Origin of the sequence: Mixta sp. BE291 (genome assembly GCF_031457955.1) — a bacterium.
Taxonomy (GTDB): domain Bacteria; phylum Pseudomonadota; class Gammaproteobacteria; order Enterobacterales; family Enterobacteriaceae; genus Mixta.
The window spans coordinates 43,650-59,852 of the sequence record NZ_JAVDXN010000005.1; the positions used below are offsets into that span (position 1 = coordinate 43,650).

Consider the following 16,203-nt stretch of genomic DNA (forward strand, 5'->3'; position numbering starts at 1 on the left):
GCCTGCTGCCAACAGGATTTATCCATTCAGTACCGGGCCAGGCTTAGCGGCTACGCGCTCAGGCGGAGTCGCATTCCACAGCGTGTCGTAAGCGTATCCGGTAAGATCTTCCACCACGTGGCGCGCCTCTGGCGTCACGTCCTGTTTGCGTCCGTGTGCTTTCAGGCGCTCGATCTCATCGACAAAAATTTTGTGCGTGCGCTTATTGAGGTGGAAGGTCAGCGCCTGCCACAGGGCAATCATCAACAGGCCTGCCGTGCCCACAAACAGCAGCATGGCGATGGTGTTAATCGCTTCCTGCGGCTGCACCTGGCTACCCTTGACGAAGCCGCCGCTTTGCAGCAGCAGGCCGACGGCGAAGGTGGCAATCGCGACCGTGGTTTTACGAGAAAAGGTCATTACCGCCGCAAACAGCCCTTCGCGACGCTGGCGGGTGATCATTTCATCGATATCGGGAATAAACGGGAAAACGTTCCACGGCGTAAATTCCAGTACGCAGCGGCCCACCTGATAGATCCCGGCGATGATCACCAGCAGCAGCACTTTGTTATCCGTCGGGAACTGATAAATCAGGAAGAAGCCGCCAAGACACAGCATCATCAGCAAATAAGCGAAAACGTAGAGGCGGGACGGGCCATATTTAATGATCGCGACGCCTGCCGCCAGCGTGACCGGCAAGCCGACAATACTCATCGACAGCAGCGTTCCCGCCAGCGAGGAAGAGACGTTCAGGCAGTAAACGCAGAAGAAAACAAAAACGGTGTTGTAAATATCCTTGGCAGTAAAGGAAAAAAGATAAATCGCCAGATGTTTACGGAACGCCCGCACTTTCAGCGTGGAGGCATACTCCTTAAACAGATTGCCAAAGGCGACCAGCTTGTCGGTGAAACGGGTGGCCTGCGGCTTTTTCTCGATCTCGGCCAGCATTTCCGGCGTCAGTTCCCGCTCCCAGGTCACTTTCCACGAGATAAATACGCAGACGGTGAACATCACGGCAAATACCACGCCGTTGATCAGATAAGCGTCGGCATTGTTCTCGCCCAGCCAGGCGATCAACAGGCCTGGAATAAAGGTGGCGAGGAATGTACCGGAAGCAGAGAGAAACATGCGGCAGGTGGAAAGCTTAGTTCGGTCGTTAAAATCTTTGGTCATCTCCGACGGCAGCGTTTCCCACGGAATCAGCACCATGGCGGCGATAATTTCAAAGGCCAGATAAACCGCAAGATAAAACCAGAAATTCATGCCGTTCAGCCACAGCAGGATATAGACCAGCATCAGCGGCGCGCCGATCAGCAGGAAAAACCGGCGGCGGCCGAATTTTTTGCCCAGATAGTGTTTGTAGAAATGATCGGTGAAGCTGCCCATAAACAGGCTGACGATGGCATCGACGATACGAGCAATCGCCACAATAGACGCCGCTTCAATCGGCGAAAGACCCACAAAGGTGGTATAGAAAAAAAGCAGCCACGCGCCGATCACGGTAAAGGCGCCGCCGCCCATAATATCGGTCAGACCGTAGCCGATACTGACCGGGATAGTGACTTTTCTGTTTTTAAGCATGATTTATCCCTGTATCAGCGCTGAGAAAAACGAAAGTAGCGGCGGGCGTTTTCCACGCAAATGCCACGCACCATGGCGGCAAGAATCTTTTCATCATTTGGCACTTCGCCTCTTTCTACCCAGCCGCCAATCAGATCGCAGAGAATGCGGCGGAAATAGTCGTGGCGGGTATAGGAAACGAAGCTGCGCGAGTCGGTGAGCATGCCGATAAAGTTGGCGAGCAGGCCCTGATCGGCCAGCGCGTTGAGCTGATTAACCATGCCGCGGCGCGTATCGTTAAACCACCAGCCGGAACCGAATTGCAGCGGGGATTTCACGCCCGCTTCGCCGCTCTGGAAATTGGCGATGGCCGAGGCGACGACGTCGTTGTAACTGGCATTCAGGTTGTAGAGGATGGTTTTCGGCAGGCCACTATTCTCAGTCATGGCGTTGAGCAGAGCGTTCAGGCTCCCGGCAAGGTGCGTCTGATCGCCAATGGAATCGAAGCCGCTGTTGATACCGACCTGGCGGAACATCGGCATGTTGTTGTTGCGGATTGCGCCGAAGTGAATCTGCATTGCCCAGTCGCGCTGTTTATACATTTTGGCGAGCGCGACAAAAATAAGGCTGTCCCACGCCTGGCATTCAGGCTCCGTCAGCGTTTCTCCGGCCAGACGACGCTGGAATAGCGCAGCCTGCGCGGCATCATCCAGATGGCAATAGCCTATCGTCTGCGGCCCGTGATCGGCAACGCGACAGCCTGCACGGTGGAAGAAATCGATGCGTGATTCCAGCGCGGCGAGGAAATGCGCCAGTGAAGCGATCGGCTGGTTGGTTTTCTGCGTCAGCCGGGCGATAAACGTCAGAAAACGCTGCGGGTCGGTATCGAACAGTTCATCGGGGCGGAAGGTTGGCAGAACCAGCGTGGGGAAATCGTGCTGTGCCGCCAGCTGCAGGTGGTATTGCAGATCGTCAAGCGGGCCATCGGTGGTACAAAGCGCTTCGACGTTGGCACGACGAATGAGCGCCTGCGGTAAAAAATCGTCGCCGCGTAATTGCTCATTGCAGCGCGCCATAATAGCGCGCCAGTTTTTGCTGTTGAGCGTGTCGTCGATAGCAAAGTAGTGTTTAAGCTCAAGGTGGGTCCAGTGATAGAGAGGATTGCCAAAACTGGCCTCAACGGTTTGCGCCCATGCCTCAAACTTTTCTTCTGCGCTGGCGTTACCGGTAATCTTTCGCTCAGGAATGGCATTCGCCCGCATAGCACGCCATTTGTAATGGTCACCTTCCAGCCATAATTGGGTGATATCCGTAAACGGTTTATTTTCCCAAATCGCTTTAGCCTCAAGGTGACAATGATAATCGATAATGGGTAATGTTTTTGCTACCTCAGCGTAGAGCTTCTGCCCAGGCGCATTATTGATCATAAAGCTATTATTTATTAGCGACATAAATTCCCTGTGTAATTATTGGCTACAGGCTAAAACAGAACGTTCTTGGCCTGAATAGATAGTTAATGCGTTTTTATGCCACGAACAGTAAACCCTTCATGGATTTAACGTCTACTGCCATACAAGTATAAATAAATAAACTGTGAGTTGCGTAATATTCGGCAATCCTTAATTATCTGCTTTGTTATCGGAAGGAATACGTTAATTTCTGGACTGTTAACAGAGCGGAATTGATATTTATTTAAATAAAGTAAAAGGAATTATTCTATTTAATAAAATAATTATAAGTATCGGAAATGTTGTTTTTTTATTTCCAGAAGTTAGCAACGATGACGTGCCAAAAAACGCATCATCTATTTTTTTTACTGGCAGTTGATCTGGGAAAAATAACTGCATATGCTTTCATCTACTAGTATGGTACTTATCCAGCAGGATAAGAAGCGAAGCGAAAGGCGGGTATAAACATGCAGATGACGATGCGGTGGTTTGGGCCACAGGAAGATAAAATTCCTCTGGAATATATTCGACAGGTACCGGGCGTAGAAGGCGTGGTGGGTGCGCTGTATGACGTGGCGCCGGGAGAGGTATGGCCGGTTGATAAAATCGAAGCGCTGGTTGCGCAGGCGCATGCTGCCGGTTTGAAAATGGAAGTGATCGAAAGCGTCAACATCCATGATGATATCAAAATCGGTACGCCAGAACGCGACCGCTATATTGAAAACTACAAGCAAACTATCCGTAACCTGGCCGGTTTTGGTGTAAAGGTCATCTGCTATAACTTCATGCCGGTGTTTGACTGGATGAAAACCGACATGAACTATGTTCTGCCGGATGGTTCCCTGACGATGGCTTTCGAAAAGCATGGCATCGACAAAACGCTGGAAGAGGTGGTGAAAGAGGTTCTGGATAACGCCAACGGCTTCGCCTTACCGGGTTGGGAACCTGAGCGGCTGGCAAAAGTACAGGAGTTGTTCGCCCGCTACCATGGCGTTGACGATAATAAACTGCGGGAAAACTTATTCTACTTCCTGCGGGAGATCATTCCGGTATGCGAAGAAGTTGGCGTGAAAATGGCGATTCATCCGGACGATCCGCCTTATTCTATTTTCGGTCTGCCGCGCGTGGTGAAAAATCAGGCCGATCTGGCGATGATTTGCGATGCGGTGGATTCCCCGGCAAACGGGATAACGCTCTGTACCGGCTCGATTGCCGAAGACCCGGATAATAACGTGTATGAAATACTGGCCGAGTTCACGCGCCGCAAGCGCCTGCATTTTGCCCATGTGCGCAATATCAAGCTGATTAAAGATAAAGACTTTTATGAGTCGGCGCATCCTTCGCAATATGGCTCGCTGGATATGTATCGGGTGATGCAGGCGCTGCACGATAACGGTTTTGACGGCTATATCCGCCCGGATCATGGTCGTTTCATTTGGGGTGAAACCGGGCGACCCGGATATGGCCTTTATGACCGCGCGTTAGGCGTGACCTATTTGATGGGCCTGTGGGAAGCGCTGGAAAAAAGAAAATAAGTGTTGTGTAGGCCGGGAGCGCCTGCTCCCGGCCTACAGGCGTTGCGCCGGACAAAAGCAAGCATTTTGAAGCTTTCACTGGTATAACTTTTTAGCAGAGCATTTTCTTTCTTATTGAGGATTACTGGAACCCGTAACATGCTGAAAAGCCCCCTTATTTAGTGTGTTAGCTGCACACTATTTCAGCAGCAAAGTTTAATGTCATTTCCAGTTGCCTGGCGCTAACCAGCCTTTAATCCGCCGCTTTTAGCGCTATTTTTACTGATTACCCCCTTCATTGACGCCTTTTCCCCTGTTTATGACTAAATCTGCCAAAGGGATAAATCAGGCGGCACCATCGCTTTGCCCTTAAGCTAATGTTTAAAAAGGATTATGCCTTAGCATACTGAATGTGGCAGAGTGTCAATAATTATCCCGTTTTCACCAACAAAAAATCTGATAAAGTAGATGCTTGTCGACTTTTTATCTTAAAGTTTTGAAGAACACACGAGAAAAAACTAGCATCCCGTTGCTAAACGGTTAAATACTTTTTTACCGAATGTAAAATCACGGCCAGACAAATAAATGGCCGACATGCATTCAGCACTCGCGGGCACTACGCCATACCTTTTTGGGAGAATTTATGCGTTCCTCTGTTCATAAAAACGAAAGCCGGACGTTCTTCGGTCATCCTTATCCGCTGGGCTCGCTGTTCTTCACGGAAATGTGGGAACGCTTCTCGTTTTACGGCATTCGTCCATTGCTGATCCTGTTTATGGCCTCGGCGGTTTACGATGGCGGCATGGGGCTGGCGCGCGAAAATGCCTCGGCGATTGTCGGCATCTTTGCGGGCAGTATGTACCTCGCCGCGCTGCCGGGCGGCTGGCTGGCGGATAACTGGCTCGGTCAACAAAGGGCGGTCTGGTACGGTTCCATTCTGATTGCGCTGGGTCACCTGTCGATCGCGCTTTCCGCCGTAATGGGCGATAACCTGTTTTTTATCGGTCTGATGTTTATTGTGTTGGGATCGGGCCTGTTTAAGACCTGTATTTCGGTGATGGTCGGTACGCTGTATAAGAAAGGCGATGCGCGTCGCGACGGCGGCTTCTCGCTGTTTTATATGGGCATCAATATGGGCTCGTTCATCGCGCCGCTGATTTCTGGCTGGTTGATTAAATCTCACGGCTGGCACTGGGGCTTCGGTATCGGCGGTATCGGGATGCTGGTGGCGCTGGTGATCTTCCGCCTGTTCGCCGTTCCGGCGATGAAACGTTACGACAGCGAAGTCGGCCTGGATTCCACCTGGAACAGTCCGGTAGTGAAAAAGAACGGCGTGGGCGCATGGCTGCTGGCGCTGACGGCAGGCGTGGCGATCGTGACAACGCTGATCGCCATGGGCGTGATTGTGATTAACCCGGTTGCGGTCGCCAGCATGCTGGTTTACGTGATCGCGGCCTCAGTGATGCTCTATTTTGTTTATCTGTTTCTGTTCGCTGGTCTGAGCAGAAAAGAGCGCGCCCGGCTGCTGGTCTGCTTTATCCTGCTGGTGTCGGCTGCGTTTTTCTGGTCTGCGTTCGAGCAGAAGCCGACCTCGTTTAACCTGTTCGCTAACGACTACACCAACCGCATGATCGGTGATTTTGAAATCCCGGCGGTGTGGTTCCAGTCAATTAATGCGCTGTTTATCATTCTACTGGCGCCGATATTCAGCTGGGCATGGCCGATGCTGGCGCGGAAAAATATTCGCCCGAGCAGCATTACCAAATTCGTTATCGGCATTTTGTTTGCTGCCGTTGGCTTCGGCCTGATGAAGATGGCGGCACAGGATGTGCTAAATAACAGCGGGGCCGGCGTATCGCCGCTGTGGCTGGTGGGCAGTATTTTGATGTTGACGCTGGGCGAGCTTTGTCTGAGCCCGATCGGCCTGGCGACCATGACGGTGTTGGCACCGGAAAGAATGCGCGGCCAGATGATGGGGCTGTGGTTCTGCGCCAGCGCGCTGGGTAACCTGGCGGCAGGCCTGATTGGCGGTCACGTTAAGGCCGATCAGCTGGATATGCTGCCCGATCTCTTCGCCCGTTGTTCCATTGCGCTGCTGATTTGTGCGGCGGTGCTGATGGTACTGATTGTTCCGGTGCGTCGTATGCTGGAAAACGCGCAGGCTAAGCAGCCTGCGCAGAAACCGGTAACCAGCGCCTAAGCAGAGATATTGTTACCTTCCTCAAACCGGCGTTAACGCGCCGGTTTATTCCGCTTTACTCATCGCCCTCAAGCGGATATCCCGCTCTGCGGATCGCCTCTTTGCAATCATTCACGCCATTAGCGTAACCCGCTTCAATTTCACATACCGGGCTGGAACTGCACCAGGGCAGGCGAATCGGCTTTGCGAGCTGCTGTTCAAGCGCCGCGATGCGCTCCATACATGCTAACAACTCCCGGCATACCTGAAGTTCGAACGTTGGCGCGTGGCCTTCAAGCGCGGCGATATGTTCAGTCAGCTGTTGCTTATTCATCTGCTATGCTCCGGGGTAAAAAAGTGGGTTTCCCCACGTTTTCTCTGCCGTGTTTTTTAACTGTTTAGTTATGCCCGGTTACGGCATGCGGCACATACTCTTTTTCCAGCGCGGCAATTTCATCTTCCGTTAGTTTAATTTCTAACGCGGCAATAGCATCATCGAGCTGACGGGTTTTCGATGCGCCGACAATCGGGGCTGATACCGCTTGCTTGTTCATCACCCAGGCCAGTCCGATTTGCGCCATAGCAACGCCACGGGCGGCGGCGATTTGCTCAACGGCCCTGATCACACGGTTATCTGCTTCTTCCGTTGCGGCATACAGCATTTTAGAGGTGGTATCTGTTTCATTACGGTTAGAGCTTTCACCTACCGGACGCGCCAGACGTCCCCGTGCAAGCGGACTCCATGGGATTAAGCCAACGCCCTGATCCTGACACATCGGGATCATCTCACGTTCTTCTTCACGATAGAGCAGATTCAGGTAGTTCTGCATGGTGACAAACGTTGTCCAGTTATTAGCACGCGCGGTTTCCTGCGCTTTAGCAAACTGCCAGGCATACATGGATGAAGCGCCGATGTGGCGTGCTTTTCCGGCTTTCACCACGTCATGCAAGGCTTCCATTGTCTCTTCAATGGGGGTGCTGTAGTCCCAACGGTGGATCTGATAAAGGTCAACATAGTCAGTCCCCAGACGTTTCAGGCTTTTATCGATCTCCGTCATGATCGCTTTGCGCGATAGCCCCTGTCCGTTTGGACGCGTTGCGCCACCCAGCATGGCAGGTGGGAAAAAGACTTTTGTCGCCAGGACGACTTCATCACGCTGAGTAAATTCCTTCAGGAATTTCCCGACCATCTCTTCAGAAGTACCGGCAGAGTAGCTGTTTGCCGTGTCGAAGAAATTGATACCTTGCTCCACCGCATGGCGGAAAATCGGACGCGCATCGCTTTCCGCCAACGTCCACGGGTGCGCCCCCGCATCAGGCTGACCAAAGGTCATGCAGCCAAGACAAAGACGCGAAATATCCAGCCCGGTAGAGCCTAACTTTGTGTATTCCATATATCCTCAAACATTGATGTTGGGTGGCAGTCTGTGCAGTTAAGTGTAGATATCAGCACAGAGGAAGGGGCTTTAATCTCAATCAGCGCTGTCATAAATTTTTCATCAATTACTCTTATAACAGGCTCTTTCCCGTTACGGATGTAAGCAGATGAAAATTAAAACGCTTGCCTTGCTTTGTGCCTCTTTTTTTTCGTTATATGCCAGCGCGGCGCAGCCGCAAATTGAACGCTATGTGGTGAGCTTCCCGCAGGGCGACCGCGTAGCCTACCACGGCGCGTCAGCCAACGAATTTCCCCACGGCCTGGCGGTGGGCATCGGTTCGGGCCTGCATTTCCTGCGTAAAGAGGGCGGCGATCTGCTGTTCACCACGCTGACCGATCGCGGCCCAAATGCGGACGCGCCTAAAACCGGCAAGCGCGAATCAAAAATCTTTGTCAGCCCGGACTATACGCCGCTGCTGATGACCATTCGGGTTGGCCACGGCAAAGCTGAGGCGACCGATGCGCATCCGCTACATGATGAGCAGGGCAATATTAGCGGCTTGCCGCTGCCGGAAGGGGTGATCGGCGCAACCAATGAAGTGGCACTTAATGAAACGTTGCAAGCGATCGGCAGCGATAAACGCGGTCTGGATACGGAAGGCATTACTTCAGATGGCAACGGTGGCTACTGGATTTGTGATGAGTACGGTCCGTTTATTGCGCATATCAGCGCCGACGGCAAAATCCTGCAAAAATATGGTCCGCAGGCGGCGTCCGGCGAGCAGAGCGTCGCGGGCGGCCTGCCAAATATTGTGAAATGGCGTCAGCCTAACCGTGGCTTTGAAGGCCTGACGCGCATGCCGGATGGCCGGATTATCGCTGCGGTGCAAAGCACGCTGGATATTGAGGGAAAAAGCAAAAACAGCGCCCGCTTTACCCGCCTGGTGAGCGTCGATCCGGCAACGGGCAAAACGGCCAGCTACGGCTATCCGATTGACATTGATGCTTATAAGAAAGCCAAAGACGCCAAAATCGGCGATATCGTCGCGCTGGATAATCAGCGCTTACTGCTGATTGAGCAGGGTGCGGATAAAGATAAGAACATGCGCAACCGTATCTATGTCGTTGACCTCAGCCACGCCAGCGAGCTGACGCCGTTCGACCAACAGCCGCCAGAGTTTGATGACGAAGCAGCGCTGAAATCACGCGGTATCGTTCTTGCCAGTAAACAGCTGGTGGTGGATCTGCGCGCGTCCGGCTGGCAGCAGGAGAAAGTAGAAGGCCTGGCGCTGATCGATAACAAAACTTTGGCGGTGATTAACGACAACGACTTTGCGGTACGTGCTGAGCTGACCGACGCCGTATCCGGCAAGGATAAAATGGATGACTACGCCGCAGACGGCAAAGGGCATCTGCTGGTCAACGGCGAAGCGGTGAAGAGCAAAATCGCCGTGCGGCCGCTGGATAAGCCGGAAAGCAATAATGAGCTGTGGATAATCAGCCTGCCGGAGGCGCTGTAAGGTATGACCTGCGCCGCTGTAAAGTTGCGCAGGTCATTAAGGTTACGCAGCATCCTGCGATAAGAGATCGCAATGCAACGCAGTGGCTTACAGATAGAGCAGAAACGCCTTGTGGCCGGTCTCTTTGGCGCGTTTATTCTTTAACGCCTTGAGTTCGCCTGCGGGCATCAGCTTCAGCGCAAAGGTTGGGCACACCTCCACGCAGGCCGGGCCCGCTTCACGCGCGGCGCACAGGTCGCATTTAACGATCTCAGCGCCGCGGGCATTACCCGACGCTTCAATAGCAATGCAGCCAAAAGGGCAGGCGACAATACAATTTTTACAGCCAATACAGCGTGCTGAGTCGGCCTGCACGCGATGTTCATCCAGGCTCAGCGCCCCGGTTGGGCAGGCTGCGACGCAGGGCGCATTTTCACACTGATGGCAGATTGACGGCGCGCTGGCCTGGCTTGATTTATAAACATTAAGCCGGGGCAAAAAGGTGGTTACGTCGAGATCGCCTTGCGTCAGATGTGCCTGCGCGCAGGCGATCTCACAGGTCCGACAGGCGATGCAGCGTTGCGTATCAACAAGAACAAAATCGGTCATAGTGCCTCCTGCATAGCATTAAGCTGAGCGGGCTGATGCGCCAGCATCGTCAAAATATCGCGTGCCGCCTGATGACCCGCCGCCATCGCGGTCACCACCAGATCGGCGCCGTGCACCGCATCGCCACCGGCAAACACCTTACGCTGGCTGGTTTGCGTGGCCAGCCGCGCGCCGCCGCCGGTGGTAATTAATCCCCATTTATCGCGTTTGATATCGAATGGATCCAGCCACGGCATGGCGTGCGGCCTGAAGCCCAACGCCATGATCAGCACATCAACCGGCTGCACAAACGCCGAGCCTTTAACCGGTTGCGGTTTTCTGCGGCCGTCAGGGCCAGCGTCACCTAACACTGTGCGAATCAGCCTGATGCCGTTAACCCGGCCTTTGCGATCCCGCTGAATATGCTGCGGCTGAACGTTAAATAAAAACTCGACGCCCTCTTCACGCGCGTTGGTAACCTCTTTTTTCGAACCGGGCATGCTGGCCTCATCGCGCCGATAGGCACAGGTCACGCTGGCCGCTTCGCGCCGGATCGCCGTGCGCAGGCAATCCATTGCCGTATCGCCGCCGCCCAGCACCACCACCTTTTTGCCTTTCACATCAATCCAGGGATAGCGAGGATCCTCTTCTAACGCCATCACCCGCCGCGTGCTGGCGATCAAAAACGGCAGCGCCTGCACCACGCCCGGCGCATCCTCATGCGCGAGGCCCGCAGGCAAAAAGCCATAGGTGCCGGTGCCAAGAAAAATGGCGTCATACTCTGCCATCAGCGTGCTGAAAGGGATGTCGCGACCGATTTCGCAGTTAAGGTGAAACCGGATACCCATGGCGCTGAAAATGTCACGTCGGCGCGCCATAAGCTGTTTATCCAGCTTGAACGGCGGAATGCCAAAGGTCAGCAGGCCACCGATTTCGGGATGACCATCAAACACATCCGCCTGAATACCGGCGCGCGCCAGCCTGTCGGCGCAGCCTAATCCGGCCGGACCTGCGCCAATAATGGCGACCTTTTCGCTGCGCGCCGTTACCGTGCCGATCGTCGGACGCCAGCCTCTCTCAAAGGCGGTATCGGTGATATAGCGTTCCAGGTTGCCAATCGTCACTGCGCCGCTGCGGCTGTTTAAGGTGCATGCGCCTTCGCAAAGGCGATCCTGCGGGCAAACCCGACCGCATATTTCCGGCAGGCTGCTGGTTTGATGGCACAGCTCCGCCGCCTCGAGAATATCTCCTTCGCTAACCAGGCGAATAAAATCGGGGATCGCGTTGTGCAGCGGGCACGTCCAGTTACACCAGGCCTTCTGCGCGCAATAAAGGCAACGTCGGCTTTCGTCGCCCGCGCAATCTGCGGTCAGTCCCTGATAGATCTCCTGAAAATCGGTTTTCCGTTGCGCCGCCGCGACCTTTTGCGCGCCACGACGAGGCGGTTTATCCAGTAACCGGGCCGCCCGGCCTGGCGTCGCCTCAGATTGATAGCCGTCGGGGAGCGCTGCGCGTTGCCGCTGATGTCGCAAAGCCTTTAAATCCGTGTTATCCAGCAGTTGTAACGCCAGAGTAGGGCAGTGGGATACGCAGGCCGGAGAAGCCTGATGGCTACAGAGATCGCACTTCTGCGCGATAGCTGTCATTGAATCCTGCCGGGTAACCATCTCAATTACGCCGAAAGGGCAGGCGACAAGGCAATTTTTGCAGCCGATGCAGCGTTGTGCGTCCAGCTGGATCGCCTCATCGCTAACGTACAGCGCCTCAACGGGACAGCTCGCCACGCAGGGGGCGTCCTCACAATGATGACAGGTCACGGCAACGCTGTTTTTCCCCTGAAACATTACCTGGATGCGCGGTATAAATGCCGACCGTTCCGGCCAGCGATAATGATTATGCGCCACAACGCATGCCACTTCACAAACGTGGCAACCGATACATTGCCGGGGATCGGTCACAATAAATTTATTCATGTACGTCCCTTATTATTATTTCCGCCATTACTCTCACGTTTCAGAGGTATGCAATAAACGTACGCACTGGCCTCCTTGCGGCGGGTTTACATTAACTTTGTGGCGCACCTCAAATATTTGTCCCCTTTATCGCCAGGGCAGCGGCGCGGCGTCTCTCTATTCTCATTTCGCTTTATCACTTTGATAAAGGTTGCGTCACAGTGAAAAAAGGGGATTGTCGTTATGCGCAATAAAACCGGCTTCAGGCGATGTAATCGCGCCATTTTATTGGCGTCTATCACAACTCAGTTTCTTCGCGTCTGAATGCGTACGTCCTGGCACAACCTTTGCTGCTATCTGAAAAAGTGAGCAATCTGGTAGCTGACCAGGGAGATAACGCGCTAATGGAAACAACAATTGTGGGTAGTGAAGTGCCGCGAACGGATGGCGCAGCCAAAGTCAAAGGGCTGGCGGTTTACGGCGACGATCTGGTAATGAAAAATATGCTGTACGGCGTGTGCCGCTATGCGGATATTCCCGCCGGACAGATTACATCGGTGGATTTCTCTGAGGCGTTGAACGTGCCGGGCGTGGTAAAAATCGCCACCTGGGACGATATTCCCGGCGAAAAGAAGATTGGGGTAGTCACACCGGATTATCCGCCTCTTGTCGAGCGGGAAATTGCGTTTCGCGGCGATGTCGTGGCGGTGGTAGCGGCAGAAACGTATGAAGCGGCCTGCCTGGCAGCGGAAAAAATAAATATAACCTATAAGCCCTGGATGCCGGTGACCTCTCCGCAGGAAGCGCTTCAGCCCGGCGCGCGTTTAATTCACAGCGGCACGCAGAACAATATTATTAATCACCACTTTACCGTGAAGGGTGATATTGATGCCGGGTTCGCCGCCTCAACGCATATATTCGAACGCGAATATCAGGTGGGCTTTCAGGAACACGCTTATATAGAGCCGGAATCTATTACCACCTGCTATGACGATATCGAACAGATCATCACGGTGTATGGATCGATACAAAACGCCCACCGCGTGCGCGGCTTTGTGGCGAAATACCTTGGGCTGCCCCAGTCAAAAGTTAATGTGAAACGCTCGGTGCTGGGCGGATCGTTTGGCGGCAAGGACGATATTATTGACCACCTTGCCTGTCGCGCGGCGCTGCTGACATGGCTGACTTCCCGTCCGGTGAAAATGACCTATAACCGCGAACAATCTATGCGGGAAAGCTATAAACGTCATCCTTACACCATGAAATATAAAATTGGTCTGGATAGCGATGCGCGTATTCAGGCAATTAAAATTGATGTGCTGGCGGACGGCGGCAGCTACGCCGGGCAGACCGTTTTTGTTACCTGGCGCAGTTCGGTGCAGGCCGCCGGCCCCTATAACATTCCTAATGTGCGCATTGATGTCACCGGGGTTTATACCAACAATAACTACACCTCTGCCTATCGCGGTTTCGGGGCGCCGCAGGTGATTTTCGCCAATGAATCATTAATGGATGAAGTCGCAGAGGAGATGGGGCTGTCGCCGGTTGAGCTACGGCTGCGCAATATTTTGCATCAGGGCGATACCAGCATGGCCGGGCAGGTGCTTTCCGGGCATACGGTATCCGCCAGCGAAGTGCTGCAAAAAGCGATCGATAAAACGCAATTTGCAGAGAAAAGACGGCAATACGCCGCCCTGAACGCAGCCGGAGGGCCGATAAAATATGGTATCGGGCTGGCGCTAAGCCATCGTGGTTGCTCGCTGGGTGCCGAAGGGCTGGACGCCTCATCCGCCTTGATTCAGGTCAACGCTGATGCCAGCATCAATATCTCCACCTCCGTTTCAGAAAACGGTCAGGGGCTGCAAACTACCATGTCGCTGATCGCCGCCGAAGCCTTTGGCGTGCCGCTGGAAAACATCACTTTTAGCGAGCCTGCTACGGCGATGATTGCCGATGGCGGCTCGACCGTTGCTTCACGCGGCACGCTGATGGGCGGGCAGGCGATATTGAGCGCGGCGGAAAAGATCAAAGATCGCATGGCGCAGGCCATCGCCGAGCGGTTAGATGTGCATGATAACCACGATCTGGTGTGGGAAAACGGACGGGTTTTCAATCGCCATCATCCTTACAACCGCTTGTCGTTTGCAGAAGTGGTTAATCTGACGAAAGCCACCGGCGCAAACCTCTCTGCTTACGGCTGGCATGTTGCGCCAGATATTCACTGGGATGAGGAAAAAGGCACCGGCAGCCCTTATTTCACCTGGGTTTATGGCTGTCAGGTGGCGGATATCGCGCTGGATACCCGCACGGGGAAAATCGAGATCAAACGCGTCACGGCGGTTCATGATGTGGGCAAAGTGATTAATAAAATCGGCTTTGAAGGCCAGGTGTGCGGCGGCATTGCTCAGGGCATGATCGGTTACGGCATGCTGGAAGATTTCAATATTGAACAGGGCGATGTGAAGTCGGAAAACTTTGATACCTATCTGCTGCCGACCATCAAGGATATTCCGGAAATCGATATTATCGCCGTGGAAAATCACGATAACGCAGGGCCATACGGTGCGAAAGTGCTGGGCGAACCGGTGCTTGAGCTGGGGGCGGCGGCGCTGAATAATGCCGTCAGCTTTGCTCAGGGAGCGCGTAACTATGCGCTGCCCCTGACGCTGGAGCAGGTCAAGCTGGGATATGCGCTGAAAAAGCCAGAGCGGCAAAGCGAAATGATGGTTGCGGCGGGCGAGAAAAAACAGGTGCTGCGTCTCAATACGCTACAGCTGCGCCGGGCGAAGACGCTGGATGACGCGCTTGACGCGCTGGCCGCAGGGCAGTGCCGTCCAGTGGCGGGCGGAACGGATGTTTTGGTGCAGGCGCGCCTGAGCAACGATCCCGTGGCGCTGGTGGATATTTCCGGCATACCGGCGTTGAAAGCGCTGGTAGAAACCGCCGAGGGCGGCGTAGCGATTGGCGCGGGCGTCTGCTTTAGCGATCTCACCGCCTCGCCGCTGGTGCAGAAAAAATACCCGCTGCTGGTAACCGCCTGCGACACGATCGGATCGCTGCAGTTACGTAACCGGGCGACGCTGGGCGGAAATATCGTCAATGCCGCGCCCTGCGCTGATTCGGTGCCGCCGTTGATTATCTACGATGCTGAGGTAGAACTGCAAAGTCAGCAACGCGGCATACGCCGGGTTCCGCTTAGCGAATTTATTACCGCAGGCTATCGCACCCAGCTGCAACCGGATGAACTGCTCATCGCCGTGATTCTGCCGCCGCCGTTACAGCATGAACGTCTGCAGCAGCGCTACCTGCAGTTAGGCCGTCGCAACGCGCTTAATATCACGCGCCAGAGCCTGACCGGCCAGTTTGTTATCGATAACGCCAAAAACCTGATCCGTTGTCGCCTGGTTGACGGCGCGATGTTCAGCAAGCCGCAGCGGCTGATCGCGCTGGAAAAAGCGCTTACCGGTCGTCGGCTGGATGCCCAATTAATAGAAGAGGGGGCATTGGTCATGCACAACCTGCTTAATGAGGCGATTGGTTCGCGCTGGTCTGCGGCTTACAAGGTGCCCGTGGGCGTTGAGATGCTGCGTCAGATGCTGCAAGAAGCCCTGGCCGCGCAACAATAACAAGGGAAGGTGAGCGATGAATGTAATCGAACTTAAAGTAAACGGTATTCGTGTACGGCGTGAGGTTGATGATAATCGCCGACTGATCGATTTTCTACGGGAAGATCTGCAGCTGACCGGCACAAAAGAGGGCTGTTCCGTGGGCGAATGCGGTGCCTGTACGGTGATTATGGCAGGAAAAGCGGTTTGCTCTTGTCTGTTGCTGGCGGCGCAGTGCGACGGCGCGCAGATCACTACCGTGGAAGCGCTGCGCCACGACAAAATAGGGCAGCGGCTACAAAACGCTTTTGTTCGGCACGGCGGCGTGCAGTGCGGCTTTTGTACGCCCGGTTTTTTAATGAGCGCAAAAGCGCTGCTGGATGCCACGCCGCAGCCTAACGATCGGCAAATTTATGACGCGCTGGAAGGTAATCTTTGCCGCTGTACCGGCTATCGGCCGATTATCAAATCGATCAAAGCGGTACTGGAACAGGCATAGCA

11 protein-coding genes are annotated in these 16,203 nt (G+C 54.0%); 5 read left to right on the plus strand and 6 right to left on the minus strand.

Going from position 1 to position 16,203, the window contains the following annotated elements:
- Positions 1-18: 18 nt before the first annotated feature.
- Entirely contained in the window at positions 19-1,560 is a 1,542-nt protein-coding gene (locus J2X14_RS12845; protein WP_502890007.1) for an MFS transporter, read from the minus strand.
- A 14-nt stretch (positions 1,561-1,574) separates the two neighbouring features.
- The gene (uxaC, locus tag J2X14_RS12850; RefSeq protein ID WP_352411595.1) at positions 1,575-2,990 is read right to left on the minus strand and encodes a glucuronate isomerase; all 1,416 of its coding nucleotides are present in this window, start codon (positions 2,988-2,990) and stop codon (positions 1,575-1,577) included.
- A gap of 464 nt (positions 2,991-3,454) precedes the next feature.
- Between uxaC and uxuA the strand changes: the two genes are divergently transcribed.
- The gene (uxuA, locus tag J2X14_RS12855; RefSeq protein WP_352411596.1) at positions 3,455-4,522 is read left to right on the plus strand and encodes a mannonate dehydratase; all 1,068 of its coding nucleotides are present in this window, start codon (positions 3,455-3,457) and stop codon (positions 4,520-4,522) included.
- Between the two features lie 622 nt (positions 4,523-5,144).
- Positions 5,145-6,701 carry a peptide MFS transporter gene (locus tag J2X14_RS12860; protein WP_352411597.1) on the plus strand — a complete coding sequence of 519 codons (1,557 nt, stop codon included), beginning with the start codon at positions 5,145-5,147 and terminating at the stop codon, positions 6,699-6,701.
- Positions 6,702-6,756: 55 nt separating this feature from the next.
- On the opposite strand, the gene J2X14_RS12865 is transcribed toward J2X14_RS12860, so the two are convergent.
- Positions 6,757-7,014 carry a hypothetical protein gene (locus J2X14_RS12865; protein WP_352411598.1) on the minus strand — a complete coding sequence of 86 codons (258 nt, stop codon included), beginning with the start codon at positions 7,012-7,014 and terminating at the stop codon, positions 6,757-6,759.
- Between the two features lie 64 nt (positions 7,015-7,078).
- Complete coding sequence (locus J2X14_RS12870) at positions 7,079-8,074, minus strand: aldo/keto reductase (protein ID WP_352411599.1); 996 nt, start codon at positions 8,072-8,074, stop codon at positions 7,079-7,081.
- Between the two features lie 151 nt (positions 8,075-8,225).
- Between J2X14_RS12870 and J2X14_RS12875 the strand changes: the two genes are divergently transcribed.
- Positions 8,226-9,578 (plus strand): esterase-like activity of phytase family protein, encoded by a 1,353-nt coding sequence (locus J2X14_RS12875; protein WP_352411600.1) that lies wholly within the window; start codon positions 8,226-8,228, stop codon positions 9,576-9,578.
- An 87-nt stretch (positions 9,579-9,665) separates the two neighbouring features.
- Here the strand turns inward: J2X14_RS12875 and J2X14_RS12880 are convergent, their stop codons facing one another.
- Both J2X14_RS12880 and J2X14_RS12885 read right to left on the minus strand, forming a co-directional pair.
- Complete coding sequence (locus J2X14_RS12880) at positions 9,666-10,166, minus strand: 4Fe-4S dicluster domain-containing protein (RefSeq protein ID WP_352411601.1); 501 nt, start codon at positions 10,164-10,166, stop codon at positions 9,666-9,668.
- Entirely contained in the window at positions 10,163-12,118 is a 1,956-nt protein-coding gene (locus J2X14_RS12885) for a glutamate synthase small subunit GltD family protein (RefSeq protein WP_352411602.1), read from the minus strand. The genes J2X14_RS12880 and J2X14_RS12885 overlap by 4 nt, the downstream gene beginning before the upstream one ends.
- Before the next feature lie 383 nt (positions 12,119-12,501).
- On the opposite strand from J2X14_RS12885, the gene J2X14_RS12890 reads away from it, so the two are divergent.
- The gene (locus J2X14_RS12890; RefSeq protein ID WP_352411603.1) at positions 12,502-15,723 is read left to right on the plus strand and encodes a molybdopterin cofactor-binding domain-containing protein; all 3,222 of its coding nucleotides are present in this window, start codon (positions 12,502-12,504) and stop codon (positions 15,721-15,723) included.
- 16 nt (positions 15,724-15,739) lie between these two features.
- The gene (locus J2X14_RS12895; protein WP_352411604.1) at positions 15,740-16,201 is read left to right on the plus strand and encodes a (2Fe-2S)-binding protein; all 462 of its coding nucleotides are present in this window, start codon (positions 15,740-15,742) and stop codon (positions 16,199-16,201) included.
- The last annotated feature ends 2 nt before the right edge of the window (positions 16,202-16,203 follow it).